The sequence below is a fragment of the Actinomycetospora corticicola genome (assembly GCF_013409505.1).
GTDB classification, from domain to species: Bacteria; Actinomycetota; Actinomycetes; order Mycobacteriales; family Pseudonocardiaceae; genus Actinomycetospora; species Actinomycetospora corticicola.
In genome coordinates, this window is record NZ_JACCBN010000001.1 from 2799044 (window position 1) to 2824379 (window position 25336).

Annotated in this window: 28 protein-coding genes; 10 read left to right on the forward strand and 18 right to left on the reverse strand. The window is 74.5% G+C overall.

Annotated elements, in window-relative coordinates; all coding sequences use genetic code 11:
* Positions 1-37 precede the first annotated feature (37 nt).
* Positions 38-472, forward strand: coding sequence for an SRPBCC family protein (locus BJ983_RS13440; RefSeq protein ID WP_179794244.1), 435 nt, complete (start codon positions 38-40; stop codon positions 470-472).
* Positions 473-504: 32 nt separating this feature from the next.
* Here BJ983_RS13440 and mutM read toward each other — a convergent pair whose 3' ends face one another.
* The 6 genes from mutM to coaD form a co-directional block, all read right to left on the reverse strand.
* The gene (mutM, locus tag BJ983_RS13445) at positions 505-1386 is read right to left on the reverse strand and encodes a bifunctional DNA-formamidopyrimidine glycosylase/DNA-(apurinic or apyrimidinic site) lyase (protein ID WP_179794245.1); all 882 of its coding nucleotides are present in this window, start codon (positions 1384-1386) and stop codon (positions 505-507) included.
* Positions 1387-2109, reverse strand: coding sequence for a ribonuclease III (gene rnc / locus BJ983_RS13450; protein ID WP_179794246.1), 723 nt, complete (start codon positions 2107-2109; stop codon positions 1387-1389). It lies immediately after the preceding gene.
* Positions 2110-2114: 5 nt separating this feature from the next.
* Entirely contained in the window at positions 2115-2297 is a 183-nt protein-coding gene (gene rpmF, locus BJ983_RS13455; RefSeq protein ID WP_179794247.1) for a 50S ribosomal protein L32, read from the reverse strand.
* A 14-nt stretch (positions 2298-2311) separates the two neighbouring features.
* Positions 2312-2887 (reverse strand): YceD family protein, encoded by a 576-nt coding sequence (locus BJ983_RS13460; RefSeq protein ID WP_179794248.1) that lies wholly within the window; start codon positions 2885-2887, stop codon positions 2312-2314.
* Positions 2888-3086: 199 nt separating this feature from the next.
* Positions 3087-3779, reverse strand: coding sequence for a DivIVA domain-containing protein (locus BJ983_RS13465; protein ID WP_179794249.1), 693 nt, complete (start codon positions 3777-3779; stop codon positions 3087-3089).
* Between the two features lie 84 nt (positions 3780-3863).
* Positions 3864-4340: a pantetheine-phosphate adenylyltransferase gene (gene coaD, locus BJ983_RS13470; protein WP_179794250.1), complete on the reverse strand. Its 477-nt coding sequence runs from the start codon at positions 4338-4340 to the stop codon at positions 3864-3866.
* A 63-nt stretch (positions 4341-4403) separates the two neighbouring features.
* On the opposite strand from coaD, the gene BJ983_RS13475 reads away from it, so the two are divergent.
* Positions 4404-5051, forward strand: a complete 648-nt coding sequence (locus tag BJ983_RS13475; RefSeq protein ID WP_179794251.1) for a GNAT family N-acetyltransferase — start codon at positions 4404-4406, stop codon at positions 5049-5051.
* Here BJ983_RS13475 and BJ983_RS13480 read toward each other — a convergent pair.
* The 5 genes from BJ983_RS13480 to BJ983_RS13500 form a co-directional block, all read right to left on the reverse strand.
* Entirely contained in the window at positions 5041-5880 is an 840-nt protein-coding gene (locus BJ983_RS13480) for an HTD2 family dehydratase (RefSeq protein WP_179794252.1), read from the reverse strand. The genes BJ983_RS13475 and BJ983_RS13480 overlap by 11 nt on opposite strands.
* An 89-nt stretch (positions 5881-5969) precedes the next feature.
* On the reverse strand, positions 5970-6275 hold the full coding sequence (locus BJ983_RS13485; RefSeq protein ID WP_179794253.1) for a hypothetical protein: 306 nt from the start codon (positions 6273-6275) through the stop codon (positions 5970-5972).
* A gap of 69 nt (positions 6276-6344) precedes the next feature.
* Positions 6345-6890, reverse strand: coding sequence for a 16S rRNA (guanine(966)-N(2))-methyltransferase RsmD (rsmD, locus tag BJ983_RS13490; RefSeq protein WP_179794254.1), 546 nt, complete (start codon positions 6888-6890; stop codon positions 6345-6347).
* Between the two features lie 12 nt (positions 6891-6902).
* On the reverse strand, positions 6903-7364 hold the full coding sequence (locus tag BJ983_RS13495) for a hypothetical protein (RefSeq protein WP_179794255.1): 462 nt from the start codon (positions 7362-7364) through the stop codon (positions 6903-6905).
* Positions 7357-10734: a pyruvate carboxylase gene (locus tag BJ983_RS13500; protein WP_179794256.1), complete on the reverse strand. Its 3378-nt coding sequence runs from the start codon at positions 10732-10734 to the stop codon at positions 7357-7359. The genes BJ983_RS13495 and BJ983_RS13500 overlap by 8 nt, the downstream gene beginning before the upstream one ends.
* Before the next feature lie 111 nt (positions 10735-10845).
* Between BJ983_RS13500 and BJ983_RS13505 the strand changes: the two genes are divergently transcribed.
* Positions 10846-11583 (forward strand): hypothetical protein, encoded by a 738-nt coding sequence (locus BJ983_RS13505; protein ID WP_179794257.1) that lies wholly within the window; start codon positions 10846-10848, stop codon positions 11581-11583.
* A gap of 327 nt (positions 11584-11910) precedes the next feature.
* Here the strand turns inward: BJ983_RS13505 and BJ983_RS13510 are convergent, their stop codons facing one another.
* The 3 genes from BJ983_RS13510 to BJ983_RS13520 form a co-directional block, all read right to left on the reverse strand.
* The gene (locus BJ983_RS13510; protein WP_179794258.1) at positions 11911-12798 is read right to left on the reverse strand and encodes an alpha/beta fold hydrolase; all 888 of its coding nucleotides are present in this window, start codon (positions 12796-12798) and stop codon (positions 11911-11913) included.
* A 300-nt stretch (positions 12799-13098) separates the two neighbouring features.
* Positions 13099-13980, reverse strand: coding sequence for a C40 family peptidase (locus tag BJ983_RS30185; RefSeq protein ID WP_218890265.1), 882 nt, complete (start codon positions 13978-13980; stop codon positions 13099-13101).
* Between the two features lie 330 nt (positions 13981-14310).
* Positions 14311-16539 carry an ATP-dependent DNA helicase RecG gene (locus tag BJ983_RS13520; RefSeq protein ID WP_179794259.1) on the reverse strand — a complete coding sequence of 743 codons (2229 nt, stop codon included), beginning with the start codon at positions 16537-16539 and terminating at the stop codon, positions 14311-14313.
* A gap of 128 nt (positions 16540-16667) precedes the next feature.
* Here BJ983_RS13520 and rpmB point away from each other — a divergent pair, with 128 nt between their 5' ends.
* A complete protein-coding gene (rpmB, locus tag BJ983_RS13525) occupies positions 16668-16859 on the forward strand; it encodes a 50S ribosomal protein L28 (RefSeq protein ID WP_026204958.1) in 192 nt (63 codons plus the stop codon).
* Positions 16860-16928: 69 nt separating this feature from the next.
* Here the strand turns inward: rpmB and BJ983_RS13530 are convergent, their stop codons facing one another.
* Positions 16929-17132, reverse strand: a complete 204-nt coding sequence (locus BJ983_RS13530) for a DUF397 domain-containing protein (protein ID WP_179794260.1) — start codon at positions 17130-17132, stop codon at positions 16929-16931.
* A 124-nt stretch (positions 17133-17256) separates the two neighbouring features.
* Here BJ983_RS13530 and BJ983_RS13535 point away from each other — a divergent pair, with 124 nt between their 5' ends.
* Positions 17257-17694 carry a hypothetical protein gene (locus tag BJ983_RS13535; RefSeq protein WP_179794261.1) on the forward strand — a complete coding sequence of 146 codons (438 nt, stop codon included), beginning with the start codon at positions 17257-17259 and terminating at the stop codon, positions 17692-17694.
* 1 nt (position 17695) lies between these two features.
* Here BJ983_RS13535 and BJ983_RS13540 read toward each other — a convergent pair whose 3' ends face one another.
* Both BJ983_RS13540 and BJ983_RS13545 read right to left on the reverse strand, forming a co-directional pair.
* A complete protein-coding gene (locus BJ983_RS13540; RefSeq protein WP_179797781.1) occupies positions 17696-18379 on the reverse strand; it encodes a uracil-DNA glycosylase in 684 nt (227 codons plus the stop codon).
* A 118-nt stretch (positions 18380-18497) separates the two neighbouring features.
* Complete coding sequence (locus BJ983_RS13545; RefSeq protein WP_246325586.1) at positions 18498-19046, reverse strand: GNAT family N-acetyltransferase; 549 nt, start codon at positions 19044-19046, stop codon at positions 18498-18500.
* Between the two features lie 39 nt (positions 19047-19085).
* Between BJ983_RS13545 and BJ983_RS13550 the strand changes: the two genes are divergently transcribed.
* The 4 genes from BJ983_RS13550 (at position 19086) to BJ983_RS13565 (ending at position 23891) form a co-directional block, all read left to right on the forward strand.
* Positions 19086-19829: an HAD family hydrolase gene (locus BJ983_RS13550; protein ID WP_179794262.1), complete on the forward strand. Its 744-nt coding sequence runs from the start codon at positions 19086-19088 to the stop codon at positions 19827-19829.
* A 5-nt stretch (positions 19830-19834) separates the two neighbouring features.
* Complete coding sequence (locus tag BJ983_RS13555; protein WP_246325587.1) at positions 19835-21313, forward strand: FAD-binding oxidoreductase; 1479 nt, start codon at positions 19835-19837, stop codon at positions 21311-21313.
* On the forward strand, positions 21310-22470 hold the full coding sequence (locus BJ983_RS13560; protein ID WP_343054131.1) for an FAD-binding oxidoreductase: 1161 nt from the start codon (positions 21310-21312) through the stop codon (positions 22468-22470). Before BJ983_RS13555 ends, BJ983_RS13560 begins: the two co-directional genes overlap by 4 nt.
* Before the next feature lie 92 nt (positions 22471-22562).
* The gene (locus BJ983_RS13565) at positions 22563-23891 is read left to right on the forward strand and encodes a (Fe-S)-binding protein (RefSeq protein ID WP_179797789.1); all 1329 of its coding nucleotides are present in this window, start codon (positions 22563-22565) and stop codon (positions 23889-23891) included.
* Positions 23892-23957: 66 nt separating this feature from the next.
* Here the strand turns inward: BJ983_RS13565 and BJ983_RS13570 are convergent, their stop codons facing one another.
* Entirely contained in the window at positions 23958-24947 is a 990-nt protein-coding gene (locus tag BJ983_RS13570) for a thiamine-phosphate kinase (protein ID WP_343054132.1), read from the reverse strand.
* 143 nt (positions 24948-25090) lie between these two features.
* On the opposite strand from BJ983_RS13570, the gene BJ983_RS13575 reads away from it, so the two are divergent.
* Positions 25091-25330 (forward strand): Lrp/AsnC ligand binding domain-containing protein, encoded by a 240-nt coding sequence (locus BJ983_RS13575; RefSeq protein WP_179794263.1) that lies wholly within the window; start codon positions 25091-25093, stop codon positions 25328-25330.
* Positions 25331-25336 lie beyond the last annotated feature (6 nt).

Genomic DNA, 25336 nt, shown 5'->3' on the forward strand with positions numbered 1-25336 from the left:
CCGTTTGCGAGGACGGGTCGAGCGGCCATCACCGCGCATGGCAACCGCTACGCACTATCTCGAGGTCAACGCGCCGGCCGCCCAGTGCTTCCGCTGGTGGCGGCCGCTCACCCACCTGCCCCAGATCCTCGACGACGTCGAGTCCGTCGAGCCGAAGGACGGCAGCGCCGACGTGACGCACTGGGTCGTCGACGGCCCGCTCGGCAAGAAGATCGAGTGGGACGCGAAGATCATCGACGAGGAGCAGGACCGCAAGATCGCCTGGAAGTCGCTCGAGGAGAGCAACAACCACGTCGAGACCGGCGGTGCCGTGCGCTTCGACGACCACGGCGGCAAGACCGGCGTGGAGGTCAGCCTGCACGTCGAGACGCCCGGGGGCGCCATCGGCGACCTCGGCGCGAAGCTCTTCGCCGACCCGCAGAAGAAGATCGAGAAGGCCCTCCAGGAGTTCAAGCAGCTCATGGAGAAGTAGGTGCGCTGCGCGCACGTGAGCAGAAACGGTCGCTACGACGACCCTTTCTGCTCACGTGCCGCTCGCGGCACCTTCTGGCAGGTCGGGCACCAGAACGACGACCGGTTCATGAACGCGGTCCGTCGGATCGCCGTGCCGCACCGCGGGCACGGCTCGTCCTCGCGGCCGTAGACGGCGAGAGCACGCGCGAAGTACCCGGAGTCGCCGTGCACGTCGACGTAGAGCGCGTCGAACGACGTCCCGCCCTGGGCCAGGGACTCGGTCATCACCTCGTGGGCCGCGGTGAGGACGTTCCGGACGTCGGGTCGGGTCAGCCGGGCGGTCGGGCGCAGCGAGTGCAGGCGCGCCCGCCACAGGGACTCGTCGGCGTAGATGTTGCCGATGCCCGAGACGAGCGTCTGGTCGAGCAGGGCCCGCTTGAGCTCGGTGCGGCGGCGCCGGTAGGCCCCGACCGCGGCCTCCAGGTCGAACGCCGGGTCCAGCGGGTCGCGGCCGATGTGCCCGACGGGCAGGGGCACGCGCTCGCCGTCGGACTCGACGGTGTCCACGGCGGTGAGCCCGCCGAAGGTCCGCTGGTCGACGAACCGCAGCTCGGACCCGTCGTCGCGAAAACGCAGGCGCACGCGGAGGTGCTTCTCGTCCGGCCGGTCGGCGGGCTGCACGAGCAGTTGGCCGCTCATCCCGAGGTGGGCGAGCAGCGCCGTCCCGTCGTCGAGATCGACCCACAGGAACTTGCCGCGTCGGCGCGCGGCGACGAGCGTGCGGCCCGCCAGGCGGGCGCCGAGCTCGGGCGCTCCCCCGGCCTGGCGACGCACGGCGCGGGGATGCAGCACCTCGACCGACGCGACGGTCCGCCCGACCGCGTGGTCGGAGACCCCGCGCCGGACGACCTCGACCTCGGGGAGCTCGGGCACCTAGACGACGGGCCCGTGGATGGCCTCGTAGGCCGCCTGCGCGGCCTTCTGCTCGGCGTCCTTCTTCGTGCGGCCGATCCCGGTGCCGAGGCCCTCGCCGGCGACCACCGCCGTGGCGGTGAACTCCTTGGCGTGGTCGGGCCCCTCCTCGGTGATCCGGTATTCCGGGACACCACGGCCGGAGGCGGCCGTCAGCTCCTGCAGGCTGGTCTTCCAGTCCAGGCCGGCGCCGAGCCGCGGGGCCTGGTGGAGCAGGTCGCCGAACAGGCGGCCGACGAGTTCGCGCGCCACGTCGATCCCGTGCTCGAGGTGCACGGCACCCAGGATCGCCTCGACGGCGTCGCCGAGGATCGAGTCCTTGTCGCGGCCGCCGGTCATCTCCTCGCCGCGGCCGAGGTACATCAGCGCGCCGAGCCCGAGCGTGCGCGCGACGCTCGCCAGCGCGTGCATGTTGACCACACTGGCGCGCAGCTTCGCGAGCTGGCCCTCGGGCAGGTCCGGGTGCTCCCGGTACAGGCGTTCGGTCACCGCGATCCCGAGCACGGAGTCCCCGAGGAACTCCAGGCGCTCGTTGGTCGGCAGCCCGCCCTTCTCGTAGGCGTACGACCGGTGCGTCAGGGCGAGCCGGAGCAGCTCGGGATCGACCTCGATCCCGAGCACCCGGCAGAGCCGCTCGGCCGGCGAACCGTCCTGGTCAGTCGCGCCGGCCGCCGTCGCGGCCACGGCGATCAGGCCGGCGTGACGGCCCGACGGCCGGCGTACTGGCCGCAGGTGGGGCAGGCGACGTGCGGCGGCTTGGGCTGGCCGCAGGCCTTGTTCTGGCAGGCCACGAGGGTCGGCACGGACGCCTTCCACTGCGAACGGCGGGCGTGGGTGTTGGCGCGCGACATCCGGCGCTTGGGGACGGCCACGGTGCTTCTACTCCTCAGTTCTCAGTGCTGCCGCCGGCGAAACGCTCCTGCAGGGCGGCCCAGCGAGGGTCAATCCTCTCATGGGTGGTCCCCGCCGGGACGAAGGCCCATGCCTCCGGGTCCGGGGAGGCCACGCCGGGGCAGTCGTCGCTGCACAGCGGGGCGTTCGGGAGCTCCAGGAGGACGGCGTCGCGGGCGGCCGGCTCGAGGTCGATCTTCTCGTCGACGATGCGCGCGACGTCGTCCTCGTCGGTCGTCTCCTCGGTGACCGAGTGGGGATAGGCGTACAGCTCGGTGACGTCGACCTCGACGTCCTGGGTGACCTCACCGAGGCAGCGCGAGCACTCCCCCACGACGTGGGCGCTCACCGTGCCGCTCGCGAGGACGCCCTCCATCACCGACTCCAGGCGCAGGTCGAGGTGGATGGGGTCGCCCTCGGGGACGCCGATCACCTCGAGCCCGAAGTCGGACGGGGCGGGTACGTCGCGCACCCAGAGCTTCATGGTGCCGGGCCGGCGCGACAGTTCGCGGGCGACGTCGACGACCCACGGGCTCGATGCGTCTGGGCTGGGCGTGTGCTTCTCAGTCATCTCGATACGGACCAACGTGCTGCAGGCCGGGACGTGTTCCCGACGACGGGCGCGGCCCGGTTCTCCAGGCTACGCGGGCGCCCCCTCCCCGAACGAACGGCACTCTCGCGCGCGGGCGGGTTCCGAGCGAGCGGCACTCTCGCGCACATAGACGCTGCGAACGTGCCGCTCGCTCGGCCGGGAGCGCGGGCGGACGGTCCTACGCGCTGGCCCGTTCGGGGGTGTGCTCCTGGGCCGCGGCACCGACCTGGCCGGTCCGCAGCTGGTGGCGGTGCCGCCCGACGGTGTCGAGCACCGACTCGAGGGTCTCGGTGAACTCGGCGAGCGAGGTCTCGACGTAGTGGTCGCAGTCGGTGCGGGCCTGGTGCGCGTCGTCGGCGGCCCGGTCCAGGACGCGGGCGGCCTCGTCGCGCGCGGCGAGGGTGACCTCGTGTTCGGACACGAGCCGCTGCTGCTCGGCGCGCCCGTCGGTCACGGCCCGCTCGTAGCTCTGGCGGCCGGCCTCGGTCATCCGGTCGGCCTCGGCGGCGGCCCGGTCGGTCAGGTCGGCGTACTCACGACGGCCCCGCGCGACGACCCGCTCCGCCTCGTGCTCGGCCTCCGCGATCATCTGCTGGGTCTGCTCCCGCGCCTCGGCGAGCAGCCGGTCGGCCTCCGTGCGGGCCTCCTCGGTGGTCCGCTCGGCCTCCTCCGCCGCGTCGTTGACGAGCTTGTCGCGGTGGTCCAGCACATCCTGGGCGTCGTCGAGCTCGCCCGGGATCGCCTCGCGGATGTCGTCGAGGAGCTCCAGGACGTCACCCCGGGGGACGACGCAGCTCGTCGTCATGGGGACGCCGCGCGCCTCCTCGCAGATGGTCACGAGCTCGTCGAGCGCCTCGAACACCCGGTACATGTCGACCCACCTCCCGCGTCGCCGACCGCCAGTGTGCGGCGCGCGCTCCCCCGCCCGGCGCATTGCGGCGTGTCGGGCGTGTCCTCAGCGTCCGGCGAGCCGCTCCTGCAGGGCCGCGTGCACGCCCGTCGTCAGGAAGGCCGAGACGTCCCCGCCGCCGCGGGCGACCTCCTTGACCAGCGAGCTGGAGACGAAGGTGTGCTCCGGCGAGGCGGAGAGGAAGACCGTGTCGACCCCGGTGAGGTGCCGGTTCATGTGCGCCATCGGCAGCTCGTAGGCGTAGTCGGTGCCCGAGCGCAGGCCCTTGGCGATGACACCGACGCCCTGCTCGCGGCACCAGTCGACGAGCAGGCCGGAGAAGGCCGCCGTCGAGACGTTCGGCAGGTCGGCGAACGTGTCCGCGAGCAGCCCGCGGCGCTCGTCGACGGTGAACAGGCCCTGCTTGTTCGGGTTGACCGCGACGGCGACCACCAGCTCGTCGAACATCGCGGCCGCACGCCGCACCACGTCCACATGGCCGAGGGTGACGGGATCGAACGAACCTGGACAGACGGCCCTCATGGTCGAGCTCCGCTGCGCTGCGTCTCCTGCCTCATGATCCGGGGGTTATAGCAGGATCCGACCGTGGACTACGTCCGGGACGACCTCGCGGCGCTCTATCCCTGGTTCGCGATCCGGGTCGCGCACGCGGGTCTCGTCCTCACCCCGCCGACCGACGTCGAACTGCTGGAGATCGCCGCGTTCGTCGCCGAACCCGCCGGGGTCCTCGCTCCCGGCGCGGAACACTTCCTCACGCGGCCGATGGGCGACGACGCCGCCGCCCGCGTCTTCCTCGAGCACTCCTGGTCCCTGCGTCGCTTCCCGACGGCGGGTGGGGCGTGGCGGGTGCCCTTCGCGGTCCTCGACGGCGGGCGGGTCGTCGGCCACGCGACGCTCGACGCGGGCGAGCGGCCCGGCGAGGTGGGGACGACGTCGTTCCTGGCGCGGGCCGAGCACGGCCGGGGGCTCGGGCGGCGGGTCCGCCTGATGCTCCTGGAGCTGGCGTTCGAGCACCTCGGGACGACCCGCGCCGTGACCTCGGCGGCCGACGACAACCACGCCTCGCTGCGGGTGTCGCAGCGGTGCGGGTACCGCGAGACCGACCGCCGCCGCCACTCCGACGGCACCCCCGAGGTCCACCTCGCCGTGACCCCGGGGGCCTGGCGGCGGCGCCGGCTCGACGGTGTGGTGGTCGAGGGCGTCGAGCCGTTCCTCGCGGCGATCAGGCCGTGACGGTCCCGGTGATCGACGGCGGCACCCCGGGAACACCGGCCGCGACGCCGCCGTGGTCGTCGGTGCGGTCGGCGACGATCCGGGTCCCGGCGAAGGCGGGCCGCGAGAGCCGGTAGTCGAACGAGCGCACGGGGCGCCCCCGACGGCGGGGGATCTCCAGGCACATCAGGGCGAGCAACGGCCCGTGCACCACGAGGCCCGGGTAGCCCTCGACGCCGGTGACGTACGGCTGGTCGTAGTGGATGCGGTGGGTGTTGTAGGTCAGCGCGGAGAACCGGAACAGCAGCCGCTCGTCGGGGGTCAGCACCACGGCCTCGTCGGACGGGGCGGGCGCGTCGGCGTCCGGGTCGTCGAACGCGATGCCGCGCGCCTGGCCCGGCGCCTGCGAGCGGTAGACGACGTCGGACTCCTCGGTGACCAGCACGTCGTCCCCGTCGAAGAACTCGGTGCGCACGGTCACCAGCAGCATGTCGCCCGACCGCCCGTGCTTGACCTGCGAGCTCACCAGCGACGACCGGCGCGTGTAGGTCCGGCCCACCTGCATCGGCTCCCCGATGCGCAGGCGCCCGCCCGCGATCATGCGGCGCCGGTCGGGGATCGGCGGCAGGAAGTGGCCGTGGAGCGGGTGCCCGTCGTCACCCAGCTCGTCGGTCCGCGGGTGGTCGAGGAACCCGAACCAGTGCCACATCGGTGGGAGCGGGTCCCCCTCGCCGGCCACCGGGTCGAGGTCGAACATCCCGCTCACCGCCGCCACCGTCCAGGCGGAGGTCCCACCCGTCGTCGTGATCGGCTCCGGGGCCCAGTCCTGCGTCGCGTCCGCGAGGTCCACGGTGGTCGATCATGCCTCTTCCCCTGTGGCAGCGGAGCGTCGTTGCTGTCATCCAGTGGCAGAGAACCCACATCGTCGGACCGCCATGATCAGTGCTTCGGCGCCTTCCCCCGCCACGCGAGCGACTGCGCGTCGAGGGCCCGCACCGTCTCGGCGCCCTCGCGCAGCATCCGTTCCCCCTGCGCCACGGCGTGTTCGAGCTGCTCGGGCTCCAGCCGCCGGAAGGCCGCTCCGCGACCGCGCCCCAGCACGTCGTACCAGCACCCACCCACCGCGTCGTCGAGCAGGACCCGTCCGAAGCAGTGGTCGTTCCGGATGACCCAGCCGTCCCGACGGGCAGCCTCCGGCAGCTCGGACCGCACCAGCTCCAGGTACCGGTCCTCGAGGTCGCTCACCGGCCACGGGTACCCGTCGAGCGTGTCCCGATCCTGACGACGGGTGTCAGCCGTGTGCCACCGCTGACGTCAGGCCGGGCCCGCGAGGTGCAGCGTCGTCTCCCCGTAGACCCGCGGGTCCTCGGCCTCCAGCCCCTCCGGCCACGCGGGCGTCCGTGTCCGGGAGTCCCGCTCCAGCACCACCAGGGCGTCCGGGGACAACCACGGCACGAGCAGCCCCAGCACGGCGTCCACCTCGTCCTCGGTCCCGGCGTACGGCGGATCGACGAACACGAGGTCGACGGTGTCGGTCGGCCGCTTGAGGTAGGTCGGCACCGATGCGCGCCGCACGAGGGCCCCCGAGAGCCCCGTCGTCCGGACGTTCGTCTGGATGAACCCGCAGGCACGGGGGTCCCGCTCCACCAGCGTCGCCGTCAGTGCGCCGCGCGAGAGCGCCTCGAGGCCCAGCGCGCCCGACCCCGCGTACAGGTCGAGCACCGCGGCGTCCTCGAGCACGCCGCGGGCCGCGAGCAGGGAGAACAGCGCCTCACGGACCCGGTCGGACGTGGGCCGGACGCGGTGCGGCGGCACCTGGATCCGCTGCCCGCCGGCCGTGCCCGCCACGATGCGACTCATCGGTCGGAGAGCCTAGGTCTCGAAGCAGCGCACCTCGACCGCACCCGGTCCCAGGACGGCGGACCGGTACACGATCCCGCCGCCCGGCCGCGGCGCCCGGTGCTGCGCCACCACCGGCGTTCCCGACGGCAGGTCCGGTCCGAACTCGAGGTCCGCCGCGCCGACCGAGGGCACCGCGGACGGCATCCCGCCGCCCGCGAGCCAGTCCCGCGCCGACCCGCCGTCGAGCAGGACCCGGAACACCACCAGCCCGTCGATCCCCTGCTCGCGGCGCAGCGGACCGACCGGAGCCGGAGGTACCGGCAGCGCGCAGAACCCGGCCGCGGACGCGACCTCGGCGGCGGTGGGCGACGCCGTGATACCGCGGTCCAGCTCGACGTCGCGCGCCACCCAACGGCCGACGAGCACCCCCGCCACCACCGTCAGCCCCAGCGCGACCAGCCCCGCCGTCAGGAACGGGGCCCACCTAGCCAAGCACCACGACCAGGTCGCCGCCCTCCACCTGCTGCACCCTCCCGAGGGCGAGGCGCTGCACCGTTCCCGACGACGGGGCGGTGATGGCGGCCTCCATCTTCATCGCCTCGATGGTCGCGACGGTGTCCCCGGCGGACACCTCGTCGCCCTCGGCGACCTGCAGCGTCACCACGCCCGCGAACGGCGCCGCGACGTGTCCCGGGTCGGAGCGGTCGGCCTTCTCGGCGGCCTTGACGTCGGTGTCCACCGACCGGTCGCGCACCTGCAACGGCCGGAGCTGCCCGTTGAGCGACATCAGCACGGTCCGCAGCGCCCGCTCGTCGGGCTCGGAGATGGCCTCCAGCTCGATGAGCAGCTGGACGCCGGGTTCGAGGTCGACGGCGTACTCGGTCTCGGGGCGCAGCCCGTAGAAGAACTCCTGGCTGCGCAGCACCGAGGTGTCGCCGTAGGAGGTCCGGTGCTCGCGGAACTCCGTCGTCGGGCCCGGGAAGAGCAGCTCGTTGAGCGTGCTCCCGCGGTCGGAGTCGAGCCCCGCGCGCTGCTCGTCGGTGAGCTCCGCGACGCCGGGGCGCTCGGTCCGGCCCTCGAGCGCCCGGGTCCGCAGCGGCTCCGGCCAGCCCCCGGGCGGGTCACCCAGCTCACCGCGCAGGAAGCCGATCACCGAGTCGGGGATGTCGTACTTCGCGGGGTCCGCCTCGAAGTCCTTCGGGTCCACGCCCGCGCCGACGAAGTGCAACGCGAGGTCGCCGACCACCTTCGACGACGGCGTGACCTTCACCAGGTGCCCGAGCATCCGGTCGGCCGCGGCGTAGGCGTCCTCGACCTGCTCGAACCGGTCGCCCAGCCCGAGCGCGACGGCCTGCGTACGGAGGTTGGAGAGCTGCCCGCCGGGGATCTCGTGGGTGTAGACCCGCCCGGTCGGCGACGCGAGGCCCGACTCGAAGGGCGCGTAGACCTTCCGGACCAGCTCCCAGTACGGCTCGAGCGCGTTGACCGCGTCCAGCGACAGCCCGGTCTCCCGGTCGCTGTGGTCGGTCGCCGCGACCAGCGCCGACAGCGACGGCTGCGAGGTGGTGCCCGCCATCGAGGCGACGGCCGCGTCGACGGCGTCCACGCCGGCGTCGATCGCCGCGAGCAGGGTGGCGAGCTGCCCGCCCGCCGTGTCGTGGGTGTGCAGGTGGACCGGGAGGTCGAACCGCTCGCGCAACGCCGTCACGAGCTTCCGGGCCGCCGGCGGCCGCAGGAGACCGGCCATGTCCTTGATCGCCAGCACGTGGGCGCCCGCGTCGACGATCTGCTCGGCGAGGCGCAGGTAGTAGTCGAGGGTGTAGAGGTCCTCGGCCGGGTTCATCAGGTCGCTCGTGTAGCAGAGCGCGACCTCGGCGAGCGCCCCGCCGGAGCTGCGGACGGCGTCGATCGCCGGCCGCATCTGCGCCACGTCGTTGAGCGCGTCGAAGATGCGGAAGACGTCGATCCCGACGCGGGCCGCCTCGGCGACGAACGCGTCGGTCACCTCGGTCGGGTAGGGCGTGTAGCCGACCGTGTTCCGCCCGCGCAGCAGCATCTGCAGGCAGAGGTTGGGCATGGCCTCGCGCAGGCGCGCAAGCCGCTCCCACGGGTCCTCGGCGAGGAAACGCAGCGCCACGTCGTAGGTCGCGCCGCCCCAGCACTCCACCGACAGCAGCTCCGGCGTGGTCCGCGCGACGTGCGGGGCGATCTCGAGCAGGTCCCGGGTGCGCACGCGGGTGGCCAGCAGCGACTGGTGGGCGTCGCGGAACGTGGTGTCGGTGACCGGCACGGTCGTCTGCGCCCGCAGCCACGCCGCGAACCCCTCGGGGCCGAGCTCGCCGAGCCGCTGCCGCGACCCGTCGGGCGGCGCGGTCCCCAGGTCGACGGCGGGCAGCTTGTCCCGCGGGTCGACCAGGTCGGGCGGGGTGCCGTGCGGCTTGTTCACCGTGACGTCGGCCAGGTAGCTCATGATCCGTGTGCCGCGGTCGGCGGGTGCCCGGGCGGCGAGCAGCTCCGGGTGCTCGGCGATGAAGCTCGTGGTCACCCGGCCCTCGCGGAAGTCCGGCTCGTCGAGCAGGGCCATGAGGAACGGGATGTTGGTCGAGACGCCGCGGACCCGGAACTCGGCCAGGGCTCTCCGCGCGCGTCGGACGGCCGTCGTGAAGTCCCGGCCGCGGCAGGTGACCTTGACCAGCAGCGAGTCGAAGTGCGGGCTGATCCGCGCGCCGGCGAAGGCGGTCCCGCCGTCGAGACGGACGCCCGAGCCCGAGGCCGAGCGGTAGGCGGAGATCATCCCGACGTCGGGACGGAACTCGTTGGCCGGGTCCTCGGTGGTGATGCGGCACTGCAGCGCGAAGCCGTGCAGCGACACGGTGTCCTGGGACAGCCCGAGGTCGGCGAGGGTCTCCCCCGAGGCGATGCGCATCTGGGCGCCGACGAGGTCGACGTCGGCGACCTCCTCGGTGACCGTGTGCTCCACCTGGATGCGCGGGTTCATCTCGATGAAGTGGTGCCGGCCCTCGGCGTCGAGCAGGAACTCGACGGTGCCCGCGTTGACGTAGCCGATCGCGGTCGCGAACTTCACGGCGTCGGCGCAGATCCGCTCGCGCAGTCCGGGCGACAGGTTCGGCGCGGGCGCGATCTCGACGACCTTCTGGTGGCGCCGCTGCACGGAGCAGTCCCGTTCGAAGAGGTGCATCACGTGGCCCTCCGCGTCGGCGAGGATCTGCACCTCGATGTGCCGCGGGTCGATCACCGCCTGCTCGAGGATCACCGTCGCGTCACCGAACGCCGACGACGCCTCGTTCATCGCGGCCTGCAGGGCGTCCCGGAGGTTCCGTTCCTCCGTGACCAGCCGCATCCCGCGACCCCCGCCGCCCGCGACCGCCTTCACGAACAGCGGGAACGTCATCTCCGCCGCCGCCGCGAGCAGGGTCTCGATGTCGTCGGAGGGGTCCGAGGAGTCGAGGACCGGCACCCCGGCCTCCCGCGCCGCCGCGACCGCCCGGTGCTTGTTGCCCGCCATCGCCAGCACCCGCGCGGGGGGCCCGATGAAGGTGATGCCGGCCTCGGCGCAGGCCGTCGCGAGCTTGGGGTTCTCCGAGAGGAAGCCGTACCCGGGGTAGATCGCGTCGGCGCCCGCCTTCTGCGCCGCGCGGATCATCTCCTCGATCGACAGGTACGCCCGGACCGGGTGCCCGGCCTCGCCGATGAGGTAGGCCTCGTCGGCCTTGAGCCGGTGCTCGGACTGGCGGTCCTCGACCGGGAACACGGCCACCGTGGCGGCGCCCAGCTCGTAGGCGGCGCGGAAGCCCCGGATCGCGATCTCACCCCGGTTGGCCACGAGCACCTTGCGGAACATTCGGTCGTCCTCCCGGCGGGAACGGGCTGATCTCGGCGGCGCACGGTACCGCGGGCGTGGTCCGCCGCCGGGTCTTCCGGTACCAAAGAAGGGGACACGAGGAGGCGGCCCATGCCGGGTTCGACGATCACGCCGATGCGGCGCTCCGCCGTGCCGTGGCTCTACGGGCTCTCGGTGCTGCTGGCGGTCGTGTCACCGCTGGTGTTCCTGGGCGTCTGGGTCGCCGACGGCACCCTCGAGGGCGTCGGCGCCGCCCTCCTCGCCGCGGTGGCCGACCTCGTCGCCGCCGCGCTCGCCGCCATCGTCGCCACGGTGCTGGCGGCGCAGCGCGGGGTCCGGCGGGTCCGCACCGTCGTCCTCGGTCATCCCGACGGCAGGTCGGGTCGGCTGGGCGAGCACCGCGCCGCCCGGTGGGCCCTCGCCCGGGACCGCTTCGCCGCCCTGCAGCGCGACTACGCCGCGTTCGAGTCCGACCCGCGGGCCGTCGCCGCCCGGCCGGCCCTCGTGGACGTGTCGGTGCCGACGACGGAGGCGTTCGTCGAGGCGCTGGCCGACGCCCAGGTGCTCGCGACGCCCACCGAGCCCGGTGACCCGCGCCGCGAGGAGTTCGTCGCCGCCGTCGACCGGGCGGTCGCGGCGTGGGACGAGGCCCGCCGCTACGCCGACGCGGTCGCTCCCCGGATGTCCGCCCCGGGGTCGACCCCGCCCCACCCCGCCGAGACCCGGCCCCCGTCCGCCCTCCCCCCGCGGCACGGCACCCCGGTCGACGAGTACGCCGCGGTCGCCGACGCCGTGAAGCAGGCGGCCGCCCGGGGCATGCGCGACCTCCGGGGCCGGTTGCGCGCCTGAGTCGTCCACCGGCCGCGACGTCAGCGGTGGCACACGACTGTCACCCTGACGTCAGCAGCGCGCCACGCTCACCGGGCCCGCGACAGGAATGGCCCTTTCATGGCACCCGATGCGTCGACGGCGCCACCGACGCGCGGCCGCGAGCACCGGGCGGACGACAGGAATGGCCCATCCATGGCACTCGATGCGTCAACGGCGCCATCGGAGCGCGGCCGATCGCCCCACCCGCTCCCGCCGGTGTCGAGGTGCACAGGGGGCAGGTCCAGGGGGCGTCGAGCCTGCCTGACGTGAACCTCGCCGCCGGACCGGCCGGGCGGTCACCGGACCTCACCGGTGGGCGATCGACCGGATCGCGGCCGCGGTCCCGTGCGGCCGGTCCTCCTGCAGGTAGTGCCCCGCCCCGGGCACCACGACGACGTCCGCGCCCGGCAGGGTCGCGGCGCTGATCCCGGGCGCCCCACCCTCGAGCGCCGTCGCGGGCACGGCGAGCGGGCCGGCGTCCCGGTTGCGGGCGGCGTCACGGGGCAGGGCCCGGTACCGGCCCATCGCCGCGTCGTAGCGGCCGGGCGCCGAGTACGCGCGGACCGCGTCGTCGAGCGACCCCGACGCGACCACCGCCGGGTCCCCGACGAAGCGGGCGAGCACCTCCCGTTCGCGGCCCGCGACCTCGGCGGCGAGCCGTCCCCGCGGGGCGGCCGCGAAGGCGGCGACGTGCGGTGGTGCCAGCTCCTCCAGTCCACGACCCGGGACCCCGCCGCCGGAGAGGACCAGGTGCCGGACCTGGTCGGGCCGCGCGTGGGCCCAGGCGTACGCGGGCATGGCACCCATGTCGTGGCCGACGACGACCGCCGGCGCCAGGCGCAGGCGCGTGGCGAGCTCCGCGAGGTCACCGGCCAGCGTGGCCGCGTCGGGGTCGACGACGGGGCCGGGGTCCGAGCAGCCGGCGCCGCGGAGGTCGGGGACGACGACGCGGTGGTCGGCGGCCAGGTCGAGCGCGACGGTCCGCCACGTCCGCCACGTCTCGGGGAACCCGTGGAGCAGGAGGACGGCGGGGGCCTGCTCCGGTCCGCCGACCGCGACGTGCAGCTGCACGTCCCCCACGTCGACCGACGACGTCACCAGACCCGGCACGTCCGCACCGCACCGGGTGGCGCTCGCCGTCGGCACCGGGAGGACGGCGACGAGGACCGCCGTCAGCAGGAGGACGCGCCACACGGGGGCGGGATGTCCCGTTCCGGGCCGGTTCATGACGCCGGACCGACCGAGATCCCGTCCTGTGGGTGCGGCCCGTACCCGTTGGTCGGCAGGTCACCGCACATGGTGACGGTGTGACGCGCGCGATATCACACGATCAGACCCGCTTGAGACGCCGCCCGAGCGGACATTCCTAGTGCGTCGGGAGCGGGTGCCGACGACCGAGACCTTCGGTGCCGGGAGCTGGGGAGCGTCCGAACACCGATCACGGCCCGGGGTCCCCATCGGGGTGGGGGCCCCGGGCCACTCTCTTCTGCAGGGCTACACCACGCGGCGAGCGCCCACCGCGTTCTTCTCGATCTTCGAGAGCGGCGTGTACTTGACGTCCTGGCCGCTGGTCGGCGCCTCGATCACCTTGCCGTCGCCGATGTACATGACGACGTGGCTGACGGGGCTGTAGAGGAAGATCAGGTCGCCGGGCTGCAGGTCGTCCATCGACACCTTCTGGCCGACCTTGGACTGCGCGGCCGAGGTGCGGGGCAGGTCCTTGCCGGCCTTCTCGAACGCGTACTGCATCAGCCCGGAGCAGTCGAAGCTGTTCGGGCCGGTGGCGCCCCAGACGTACGGCTTGCCGAGCCGCGACTCTGCGGCCTCGATGGCGTCCTGCGCCATCTGCGCGCCGGCCGAGAGCTGCGGCGCGGCCGGGGCGGCGGCCTTCGCGGCCGCGGCCTGACGGGTCGTCGCGGACACCGTCTTGTACTGCGGCGTCGCCTGCGCCACGGCGGGGGCGGCGACCGGCATGACCGCGGTGATCGCGGAGGAGACCTGGGGGGCGGCCGGCAGGGTCATGCTGCTCGCCGCCAGCGTCGGGAGCGCGAACTCCCCGGTCGCGGCGGGCTCGTCCCCGGTCGGCACGAGTCCGTGGGCCGCGGCGCCCCCGGCACCGGCGAGCGCCCCGAGCGCGGCCAGCGACAGGCCGGCGGTCCGGGCGGCACGGTTGAGGGGCTGGGGGCCCTGCGGGGCGGGACGGCGCGCGCTGCGCGGGTCGGCGACCTGACGGGCGTCGCGGAGACCGGCGGGCGCCCCGTGGGCGCCGCGGCCGACCATCTCGGCGGGGATCGGCCCGAGGGAGCCGGTGGTGGCGGCGGCGGGAGCGGCGTGGCGGCCGTTCGGCGTCCGCACGGGCGGCAGCACTGCGGTCATACGTCGTCTCCACGCCCGGCGGCGACCTGGCGGGGACGCGCGTGCGACCCGTCCGTGTCGATCCGCTGCTGGGGAGTGCAGTCGGACCGACGATCTCCGTCCCGTCCTGGACGTCGTGCGCTCCGGGGAGGCCACCGGACGGGAATCCGAGCGAAGCGGCCGAGCGCATCGGGTCGCTGTTGCGAACCGACCGCCGAACCGTAACCGAACCGTGACCGCGAGCGCGCACCCGGCCGTTGCGTGTCGCGCCCGGAGGTCGCCCCCGCGCGCCGATCGGCTACCTCCGGGTATCCGACCGGTCACCCCGGGTGGGCCGCGACGGGCGGGCCGTCACAGCTTGTCGAGGAAGCTCGCGCCCTCCTCGCCGACCACACCCCGGACCAGACCGGCCAGCCGCGGGTGGTGGGCGAGCGTGGGGTCGTCGGCGAGCAGGGCCCGGGCGACCTCGCGGGCCTCGGTGATCTCGTCGAGGTGCCGGCGGACGGACAGGAAGCGCAGCGTCTTGCGGCGTCCGGCCTGCTCGGTGCCCAGCACGTCGCCCTCGTTGCGCAGCTCGAGGTCGAGGTCGGCCATGGCGAAGCCGTCGGTGATCTCGGCGATCCGTTGCAGGCGCTCCATCGACGGCCCCTCGAGGTCGCTGACGAGGAAGCACGACGAGGCGGTGTCACCCCGGCCCACGCGGCCGCGGAGCTGGTGGAGCTGGGAGACCCCGAACCGCTCGGCGTCGAGCACGACGATCACGGTGGCGTTCGGGACGTCCACCCCGACCTCGATCACCGTCGTCGAGACGAGCACGTCGACGTCGCCCGCGGCGAACCGGCGCATGACGTCGTCCTTCTCCTCGGCCGGCAGCCGTCCGTGCAGCACCTCCAGGCGCAGCCCGGCCAGCGGGCCGGCCGCGAGCAGCTCGGCGACCTCGAGGGCCGCGAGCGGTGGGCGCCGCTCCTCGCCGTCGGCGCCGCCGCCCTCCTCCTCGTCGCTCGCCGGTCCGTCGTCGCCGATGCGGGGGCAGACGACGTAGGCCTGGTGGCCCGCGTCCACCTCCTCGCGCACCCGCTCCCACACCCGGGCGAGCCACTTCGGCCTCCCGCCGGGCACCGCGTGGGTGTCGATGGGCTTGCGTCCGGCCGGCAGCTCGTCCAGCACGGAGTTCTCGAGGTCGCCGTACACGGTGAGCGCGACCGTCCGCGGGATCGGCGTCGCGGTCATCACCAGCAGGTGCGGGGCGGTCTCCCCCGGCCGTGACCGCAGCTCGTCCCGTTGGCGCACGCCGAACCGGTGCTGCTCGTCGACCACCAGCAGCCCGAGGTCGGCGAACCCGACCTTCTCCTGGATCACCGCGTGCGTCCCCACGACGATCCCGGCCACGCCGGACTGCACGTCGAGCAGGGCCTGCTTGCGCTCCTTCGCGGCCAGTGACCCGGTGAGCAGGACGATCCGCGTGGCCCGCTCGTCGGTGTCCAGCTCGACCGGCTCGTCGCCGTCGTCGCCGAAGAGGCCCGCGGGCTCGCCCGAGCGCCCGAGCGGGCCGAGCATCGCCCGCAGCGACCGTGCGTGCTGGGCCGCGAGCACCTCCGTGGGCGCGAGGAGCACGGCCTGCCGGCCCGCGTCGACGACCTGGAGCATCGCCCGCAGCGCCACGACCGTCTTGCCCGACCCGACGTCGCCCTGCAGCAGGCGGTTCAGCGGCGTGGTGCCGGCGAGGGCCTCGGCGAGCTCGGCGCCCACCCGGCGTTGGCCGCCCGTCAGCTCGAAGGGGAGCCGGGCGTCGAAGGCCGCGGCGAGCCCGTCGTCGGTCCGGGGGCAGGCCGGCGCGGGGCGGGTGGCGGCGTTCAACCGCTCGCCCTGCAGGGCCAGCTGGAGACCGAGGGCCTCGTCCCAGGTGAGCCGGCGCATCGCGGGGCGGGCGGCGTCGAGCGAGGCGGGGAGGTGGATGTCGCGCAGGGCCCGCCCGAGGTCGATCAGGCCGTGCCGCTCCCGGACCTCCTGCGGCACCGGGTCGATCGGGTCGTCGAAGACGTCGAGCGTCTGCCGGACCGCGGCGAGCAGCTCCCAGGTCTGCACGTCCTTGGTGGCGGGGTAGATCGGCGTGACCGGCGGGAGCTTGATCGACTCGTCGTCGGGATCGGTCTCGTCGTCGCCGGTGCTGATCCGCATGGCGCGCGGCGAGCCGAGCTGCCAGCGGTCACGGAACTTCTCGAGCTTGCCCGCGAAGAAGGCCCGGCTCCCGACGGGCATGGTGCGCACGCGCCAGGGCTGGTTGAAGAACGTCACCGACAGCTCGAGGTCGCCCGCGGCCACCGCCATCGTGGTGATGTGGATCTGCTTGCCCCCGCCGCGGCGGAACTTGCGCTCGCCCCGCGCGCTGCGCACCTCGGCGATCATGTTCACCTGGTCGCCCACCGACAGATCCCGCGGATCGACCTTGTCCAGGTCGTTCATCGTCTCGTAGCGCCGGGGCAGGTGGCGCAGCAGATCGCCCACGGTGTGCATGTCGAGGTGCTTGCGCAGCACCGAGGCCGAGCGTCCTCCGACGGCCTCGGCGAGGGGGGAGTCCATGTGCACCACGGACGCCAGCGTGCCACCCGGGTCCGACAGCGTCCGGCGGGCTCGGTTACCCTGGTGACCTGCCACGCGGTGGTGTTCCCGCGTGCTCTGGTGTCCGTTGAGGTCGAGAGGTGTTCGAAGTGGCTGCGGTGTGCGACGTGTGCGCGAAGGGCCCCGGTTTCGGGAAGTCGGTCTCGCACTCCCACCGCCGGACCAACCGCCGGTGGAACCCGAACGTGCAGACGGTGCACGCCCGGATCGGCAACGGGAACCGGCAGCGCCTCAACGTCTGCACCTCCTGCCTGAAGGCGGGCAAGGTCAGCCGCGCCTGACCCTCCCCACGCACACCACGGGCCCGGTACGCCTCTGCGTACCGGGCCCGTGGTCTGTCCGGGCCCGGATCAGGCGGGGCGGTCCTGCTCGGTGAGGTCGTCGAACTCGCCGTCGCGCACGCCGCGCACGAAGGCGTCCACCTCGGCGCGGGTGTAGTGCAGGACGGGGCCGTCGGCGTCGCCGACGACGCGGACGAGCAACCCGCCGTCGGGATGGCGGGCCGTCTCCAGGCCGGGGCCGCTCGCGACCCAGTCGCGTGCCGGACAGCACATCGGACCCCCTCGGCGCGGGCGTGGAGCGCCTCACGCACATGCGTTCGTCCTTGCGCCTGCACCGTACGTAGGTGAAGATCGAACAGATGTGGCAGGCGCGACGCAGCGACGAGCGGAGGTCCCGGTGAGCCGACCGGACCAGTTCTCCGGCTCGGCGGCCGACGAGCCCCGCCTCCCCCGGGCCGCCCGCACCGTGCACCGCCGCTCGGCCGCCGTGCCGCTGCGCGTGGTCTCGCACCGGGTCCGCGCGGACGAACCGTCCGACCGTTCGGCGCACGGGGCGCCGGTCCCCACCGTCGTGGCCGGCGTGCCCGCGACCGGGGCCGTCGCGACGCTGCAGCAGGCGCCGCTGCCCTCCCCCGACGTCGTCGGGCTCCCCGTCCGTCGGGCCGAGGCCGCGCCGGTGCTCGCCCGGCGCCGCCCGGTGACCCGACTCCTCGACCTGGTGCGCGGTCGACGCGACGGGGCCGGCCGGCACCGGCCGGACACGATCCCGAGCCGGGGCTGGAGCATGTTCGCCCCGGCCCGGCGCTCGCGGCGGCGCTTCGGCGTCCGCCGCTGACTCAGGGCAGGCGCCAGTCCACCGGCTCGTCGCCCAGCTCCTCCAGGAACTCGTTGACGCGGCTGAAGGGCCGTGACCCGAAGAACCCGCCGGCGGCCGACATGGGGCTGGGGTGGGCGGACTCGACGGTCGGCACGTCCTCGCCGAGCAGCGGGGTCAGCGACCGCGCGTCCCGGCCCCACAGGATCGCGACGAGGGGCTGGTCGATCCGCTCGACGAGGGCGGTGATCGCCTGCTCGGTGACCTTCTCCCAGCCCTTGTTGCGGTGCGACCCGGGCGCACCCGGCGCCACCGTGAGGACCCGGTTGAGCAGCAGCACGCCCTGGTCGGCCCACGGCGTCAGGTCGCCGCTGGTCGGCGCCGGGAGCCCGAGGTCCTCGGTGTACTCGCGGAAGATGTTCTGCAGGCTCTTCGGCAGCGGCCGCACCTCCGGCGCCACGGAGAAGGACAGGCCGACGGCGTGCCCCGGCGTGGGGTACGGGTCCTGCCCGACGACGAGGACACGCACCTGCTCGAAGGGCTGCTGGAAGGCCCGCAGCACGTTCTTCCCGGACGGCAGGTAGGTGCGGCCCTCGGCCACCTCGGCGCGGAGGAAGTCGCCCATGGCGGCGATCGTCTCGGCGACGGGCTCCAGGGCCTCGGCCCACCCCGCCTCGACGGACTCGGACAGCGGGCGGGCCATCAGGCGGTCCTCCGGAGCTCGGCGCTCGCCCGGGCGGAGGCGCCCGGACGGATCGGCACGCCGAGCACGCTAGACGCGCCACCGACGCCCGTGCCGGGCGGGGGCGGGACCCGCGGACCGGTCACGGCGCCGCGATCAGGTCCCGGGCGAAGCAGGTGCTGTCCGGCTCGGCGCGGTGCACGCCGAAGTTCGGCATCGGCACGTAGCCCTGCCGGCGGTAGAGCGCCTCGGCCTCCGGCTGCCGCGTGCCGGTCTCGAGCACGGTCCGTCGGCAGCCCGCGGCCGCGGCGGTGCGCTCGAGCTCGTCGAGCAGGGCCACGGCGAACCCCCGTCGGCGGTGGGCGGGATCGACCCACATGCGCTTGACCTCGGCGTCGAGCGGACGCAGCACCCCGCGGTCGGCCTCGGGGATCGCTGCGGCGGTCAGCCGTCGCCAGCCACCGCAGCAGACCGGGCCGACCGTGGGCAGCGCCCCGACCAGGAACAGCCCGCGCGGCGGCGCGAACTCGGCGGGGTCGACCGGCGTGCGGTCGATCCCGCCGTAGCGCTCCCGGTAGAACGCCTGGACGGCGTCCACGAACCGGACGCTCGTCGGGTCGTCGTACGCGACGACCCCGAGCACGAGTCCGCTGGTCCCCACCTCGCCGATCATCCCGGACGCGGGCAGCATGCGGACGTCGATCCGCCGTCGGGACGAGGAGGTCGGGCCGTGCCACGTCCGGTGGGGGTCTGCTGGGACATCGACGGCACGCTGCTGCGCGGCGGACGGGTGGGGGGTGACGTGCTGCGCGAGGCGTTCCTCGAGGTCACCGGCCACGAGCCCCCGCACGTCCCGATGGGCGGGATGACCGACCACCTCGTCGCCGAGGCCTTCCGCGACGGTCTGGCGCCCGCGGCCGCGGAACCGCTGCGCGGCCGCGGCCGGGAGTACACCGACGCGATGATCGCGGCGATCGGCGCCCAGTGGCGGGGCCGCGACGCCGCCCTCGCGGAGACCCTCCGGGTGCTGCCCGGCGTCCGCGAGGCGGTCGGGCTGCTCGCCGCCGAGCCGGGCGTCGACCAGATCGTGCTGACCGGCAACGTGCGCGCCGGGGCGGAGCTGAAGCTGAGCGTCGCCGGGCTCCACCCCGGGCTCTTCGATCTCGACGACGGGGTCTACGGCCACCTGCCCGGGCCGCGGTCGGCCCTGGTCCACGCCGCCCGCGCGGCACTCGAGCGTCGGCACGGACGGCCGGTGGGGCTCGTCGTCGTGGGCGACACCCCGCGCGACGTCGAGGCCGCGCACGCCGCAGGTGCCCTCGCCGTCGGGGTCGGCACGGGAGCGGCCACGCTCGACGACCTCGTGGCGGCGGGGGCCGATCACGTCACCCCCGACCTGTCCGACCCGGCGGCTCTGGTGGCGGTCGTGCGCGCGGCGGGTGAGGATCCGGAGGCCACCCGAGGGGATGTGTGACGCCCATGAGCACGACCACCACCGCGGCTCCGACACTGACGACGTCGCTCGCACGTGAGTTCGCCGCCGTCCTGCCCGAACACTGCGTGATCACCGACGAGGTCGGCCTGCGCAGCTACGAGTGCGACGGCCTGACCGGCTTCCGGCAGGTCCCCGCCGTCGTCGTCCTGCCGCGGGACACCGAGGAGGTGGCCGCCTGCGTGCGCGTCTGCGCACGTCACGGCGTGCCCTTCGTCGCGCGCGGCGCCGGGACCGGGCTGTCCGGGGGCGCGCTCCCGGTGGCCGACGGCGTCGTGATCTCGCTGCAGAAGCTGCGCCGCATCCTGGAGATCGACGTCGAGAACCGTCGGGCCGTGCTCGAGCCCGGGGTGTTCAACCTCGACATCTCCCGCGCCGCCGCGCCGCACGGGCTCTACTACGCGCCCGACCCGTCGAGCCAGCAGGTGTGCACCATCGGCGGCAACGTCGCGGAGAACTCCGGCGGGGCCCACTGCCTCAAGTACGGGTTCACCACCAACCACGTCCTCGAGATGGAGGTCGTGCTCGCCGACGGCAGCGTGATCACCCTCGGCGCTCCGACGGCGGAGCAGGCGGGTCCCGACCTGCGCGGGGTCTTCCTCGGCTCCGAGGGCACGCTCGGCATCTGCACGAAGGTCACCGTGCGGCTGCTGCGCAAGCCCGAGGCGGTCCGCACCGTCCTCGCCGACTTCCCGTCGATCGAGGCCGCGGGCGAGACCGTCGGCGCCATCGTCGACGCGTCGATCGTGCCGGCCGCCGTCGAGATGATGGACTCCCTCGCGATGGAGGCCGCCGAGGCCGCCGTCGGCGCGGGGTACACGGTGGAGTCCCCGTCCGCCCTGATCATCGAGCTCGACGGCCCCGCCGAGGAGTGCGACGAGCAGTTCGCCGAGATCACCCGGATCTGCGAGGAACACGGGTCGACCCGCATCCACGTGGCCGACAGCGCCGACGAGCGGGCCCGGGTGTGGAAGGGCCGGAAGGCCGCCTTCGCGGCGGTCGGCCGCATCAGCCCGGACTACATCGTCCAGGACGGGGTCGTCCCGCGGACCCGGCTCGCCGAGGTGCTCTCCCAGATCGCGGAGATGGGCTCCGAGGTCGGGCTCCGGGTCGCCAACGTCTTCCACGCCGGCGACGGCAACCTGCACCCCCTGGTCCTGTACTCGGAGTCCGCGGGTGAGCACGACGCGGCCGAGGACCTCTCGAGCCGGATCGCGGAGCTCTGCGTCGAGCTCGGCGGGTCGCTCTCGGGCGAGCACGGCATCGGCGCCGACAAGGCGTGCTCGATGGGCCGGATGTTCACCGACGACGACCTCGCCGTGATGCAGCGGGTGCGCACGGGCTTCGACCCCGAGGGCCTCTGCAACCCCGGGAAGATCTTCCCGACGCCCCGGCTGTGCGGCGAGCGCCCGGGGCCGTTCCGCGCGCACCCCCTGGAAGAGGCCGGAGTGATCAGCCGACTGTGAGCACCGCATCCGTGAACACCTCACCGACCTCGCTGGTCGAGCTGCGCGACGCGGTCCGCGACACCCCGGGCCCCGTGGTGGCGACCGGCGCGGGCACCGCCGCCGACTGGGGCGCGCCCGTCGTCGGAGACGCCACGCCGGTCTCGGTGGCCGGCCTGTCCGGCGTCATCGCCCACAACCCGGGCGACATGACCGTCTCGGTCGGCGCCGGGACGCCGCTGTCCGAGCTCCAGGACACGCTCGCGGGGTCCGGGCAGCGGGTCGCCCTCGACGCCGCCCGCGTCCGCCGCGGTGCCACCGTCGGCGGCCTGCTCGCGACGGCGGACGCCGGTCCGCTCGCGCTCGGGTTCGGCTCGCTGCGCGACCTGGTCATCGGCGTCACCGTGGTGCTCGCCGACGGCACCGTCGCGCGCTCCGGCGGGCACGTCATCAAGAACGTCGCGGGCTACGACCTGACGAAGCTGCTGCACGGCGCGTACGGGACCTTCGGGGTGATCGCCGAGGTCGTGCTGCGGCTGCACCCGCTGCCCCCCGCCACCCGCACCGTGGCCTACCGCGTGGCCGACCCCGCCGACCTCCCCGGCGCGGGCCGGGCCGTCACCGACACCCCCGTCGAGGCGGCCGCGCTGGAGTGGGTCGACGGGCGCCTGCTGGCCCTGCTCGAGGGCACCGAGGCCGGGGTCGAGGGGCGGGCCGGCCGGCTCGTCGACCTGCTGGGCACCGGCGCCGAGGTCCTCTCCCCCGCCGACGCCGACGCGGCCTGGGACGCCCACCGCGCCGCCGTCGACCGGCGCCCCGACGACCGCGCGGTCGTCCGCGTCGGCGTCGCCCCGACGAGGCTCGGCGACCTGCTCACCGGGCTGGTCGCCGACGCCGGGGCGGACGACGTCACCGCCGCCCCCGCCACCGGCGTCGCCACGCTCACCGTCCCGGCCGAGGCCGCCCTCGTCGACGCGGTGCACGCCCGCGTCGCCGGCGTCGGCGGCACGTCGACCCTCCGCGCCCGTCCCGCCGGCGCCGCCGTGCCCGCCTGGGGCCCGGCCCCGTCGAGCGCGGCCCTGCTGCGCGCCGTCGCCACCGCGTTCGACCCCGACCAGCGCCTGGGCCGTGGCCGGCTCGCGCCCTGGCTGCCCGTCCCCGAAGGAGCGTCCGCGTGACCAGTACCCCCACCACGGGTCCCGCGGGCCCCGGCCCCGACTTCACCTCGCAGCGCGGGGAGAACGCCCCCGGTCCGGAGCGGACCGACGCGCTGGCGGCCGCCACGTACGGCAGCTTCGACGACCACCACCCGCCGGCCCAGGAGCTGCTCGACGACTGCGTGCACTGCGGGTTCTGTCTCCCGACGTGCCCGACCTACGCCCTGTGGGGCGAGGAGATGGACTCGCCGCGCGGACGCATCTACCTCATGGAGATGGCCGAGAAGGGCGAGATCCCGCTCGAGGGTGCCTTCACCACGCACATGGACCGCTGCCTGGGCTGCATGGCCTGCGTGACGGCGTGCCCCTCCGGCGTGCAGTACGACCGCCTGCTGGAGGCCACCCGCCCGCAGATCGAGCGCAACGTCCCCCGCAACCGGGCGGACCGGCTCTTCCGCGAGGCGATCTTCACGCTGTTCCCGTACCGCCGTCGGCTGCGGGCCGCGTCGCTGGGCGGAGCGCTCTACCAGAAGCTGCGGCCGAAGCGGATGGACGCGCTCCTCGCCAAGCTGCCGAAGCGCTTCGAGCGGCTCGTGGCGATGGAGTCGCTGCTGCCGCCGGTCAGCGTCCGCGACGCCTTCGCCCGCACGCCCGCCGTCACCCCGGCGCGCACCACCTCCGAGCACCCGGTGCGCCGGGGCCGGATCGGGATGCTCGTCGGCTGCGTGCAGGACGTGTTCTTCCACCAGGTCAACCTCGCCACCACGCGCGTGCTCGCGGCCGAGGGCTACGACGTCGTCGCGCCCCGGGAGCAGGCGTGCTGCGGCGCGCTCGGGCTGCACGCGGGCCGCGAGGAGGAGTCGATCCGGCGCGCGAAGGACCTCATCGCCGTCTTCGAGCAGGCCGACGTCGACGTCATCGCCGTGAACGTCGCCGGGTGCGGTTCCTCGATGAAGGAGTACGGCGAGCTGCTCGCGGACGAACCGGAGTGGAAGGAGCGCGGGGAGGAGTTCTCGCGCAAGGTCCGGGACGTCTCCGAGGTGCTCGCGGACGCCCTCGCCGAGTCCCGCGCGCCGCGGCACCGGGTCGACGCGACCGTCGTCTACCACGACGCCTGCCACCTCGGGCACGCCCAGAAGATCCGGCAGCAGCCGCGGGACGTGCTGCGGTCCGTCCCGGGCGTCGACCTCGTCGAACTGCCCGAGGCGGAGATCTGCTGCGGGTCGGCCGGGATCTACAACATGCTCCAGCCCGAGGCGGCCGGGGACCTCGGCCGGCGCAAGGCCGACAACATCCGGGGCACCGGGGCGGACCTGCTCGTCACCGCCAACCCCGGGTGCCTGTTGCAGATCCGGAAGTACCTCGAAGGCGACCTCCCGATGCTGCACCCGATCCAGCTGATCGACGCGTCGATCCGGGGGGTGCGCCCGCCGGGGATGTAGGTGGCTCCGCCCTGTGAGTACTTTTCCGTGTCTGGACACGGATTACTACTCACAGGGCGAAGCCACCTAGCGCCAGTGGCGCCAGCCCGGGTCCCCGGCACCGCCCCACCGGTCGGCGTCGACGGTGACCCCGATGCCGAGCCGGCAGTCGGCGAACACGGTCCACCCCTCCGGCACCGCGTCCTCGTCGGGGAAGCAGGCGACCAGCGAGTGGTCCTCGCCGCCGGTGAGGGCCCACCGCAGCGCGTCCCCGCCGAGTGCGGACGCCACGTCGCGCAGCTTGTCCGCGACCGGCACCAGCTCCGACCGGATGTCGATCCGCACCCGGGACGCCTCGGCCACGTGCGCGAGGTCGGCGAGCAGACCGTCCGACGTGTCGATCATCGCGCTCGCTCCGGCCCGGGCGGCGATCGGACCGGCCGCGATCGGGGGGCGCGGCGTCCGGTGCGCGGCGACCATCGCGAGCGGCGAGCGGAACCCGCGGCGCAGGACCTCCATGCCGGCCGCCGACCACCCGAGGACGCCGCACACGGCGACGACGTGGCCCACCTTGGCGCCCGACCGGCGGACCGGCTCGCGGCCCTCGAGGTCGCCCAGCGCCGTGATCGTCACCACGATCTGGTCGGCGGAGACGGTGTCCCCGCCCACCACGCCGACGCCGACCTCGGAGGCGGCGTCCCAGATGCCGGCGGCGAGGCCCTCGACGACGTCGGTCGACGTGGACGCCGGGCACGCCAGGGAGAGCAGGAGACCGGTGGGGACGGCGCCCATCGCGGCGACGTCGGCGAGGTTCGCGGCGACGGCCTTGCGCCCGACCTGCTCCGGCGCCGACCAGTCCAGACGGAAGTGCACGCCCTGCACCAGGGTGTCGACGGTGGCCACCACCCGGCCGTCGGGGGCGGCCACGACGGCGGCGTCGTCCCCCGGTCCGAGCAGGGTGCCGTCGGGCTGGGGGCGGCCGGCGACGATCCGGTCGATCACCCCGAACTCGCCCAGCTCCGACACCGGCCCGCCGGACGACGCCCGGGACGTCCGCCGCTGTGACGCGTCTCCCACGTCCGCGGGCGAGCTGCGTCGCGCTCCGTCTCCCGACCGCCTCACCCGTCTCCTCCCTGCGGTACGTTCCGACCCGTCGTGTCACCCGTGTGCGCCCACTCGAGCCCCGAGCGGGTGCGCCCGCTCCCCGAGGAGGCCCGTTCGTGGTCCAGGCCTACATCCTGATCCAGACCGAGGTGGGCCGCGCCGCCGCGGTCGCGTCGGACGTGGCCGGGATCGACGGCGTCTCCCGGGCGGAGGACGTGACCGGCCCCTACGACGTGATCGTGCACGTGGACTCCAACGACGACGCGGCCCTCTCGGACACCATCACGGCCGTGCAGAAGGTGCCGGGCATCACCCGCACGCTGACCTGCTCGGTCGTCGGCTCCCCCGTCGCCTGACCCGAC

Coding starts and splice junctions, on each gene's coding strand:
- BJ983_RS13440 (WP_179794244.1), top strand. CDS start 38: ATGGCAACCGCTACGCACTATCTCGAGGTCAACGCGCCGGCCGCCCAG.
- BJ983_RS13460 (WP_179794248.1), bottom strand. CDS start 2,887: ATGACTGAGAAGCACACGCCCAGCCCAGACGCATCGAGCCCGTGGGTC.
- BJ983_RS13465 (WP_179794249.1), bottom strand. CDS start 3,779: ATGTACCGGGTGTTCGAGGCGCTCGACGAGCTCGTGACCATCTGCGAG.
- coaD (WP_179794250.1), bottom strand. CDS start 4,340: ATGAGGGCCGTCTGTCCAGGTTCGTTCGATCCCGTCACCCTCGGCCAT.
- rsmD (WP_179794254.1), bottom strand. CDS start 6,890: ATGAGTCGCATCGTGGCGGGCACGGCCGGCGGGCAGCGGATCCAGGTG.
- BJ983_RS13500 (WP_179794256.1), bottom strand. CDS start 10,734: ATGTTCCGCAAGGTGCTCGTGGCCAACCGGGGTGAGATCGCGATCCGG.
- BJ983_RS13505 (WP_179794257.1), top strand. CDS start 10,846: ATGCCGGGTTCGACGATCACGCCGATGCGGCGCTCCGCCGTGCCGTGG.
- BJ983_RS30185 (WP_218890265.1), bottom strand. CDS start 13,980: ATGACCGCAGTGCTGCCGCCCGTGCGGACGCCGAACGGCCGCCACGCC.
- BJ983_RS13520 (WP_179794259.1), bottom strand. CDS start 16,539: ATGGACTCCCCCCTCGCCGAGGCCGTCGGAGGACGCTCGGCCTCGGTG.
- BJ983_RS13530 (WP_179794260.1), bottom strand. CDS start 17,132: ATGTGCTGTCCGGCACGCGACTGGGTCGCGAGCGGCCCCGGCCTGGAG.
- BJ983_RS13545 (WP_246325586.1), bottom strand. CDS start 19,046: ATGCTGCCCGCGTCCGGGATGATCGGCGAGGTGGGGACCAGCGGACTC.
- BJ983_RS13555 (WP_246325587.1), top strand. CDS start 19,835: ATGAGCACGACCACCACCGCGGCTCCGACACTGACGACGTCGCTCGCA.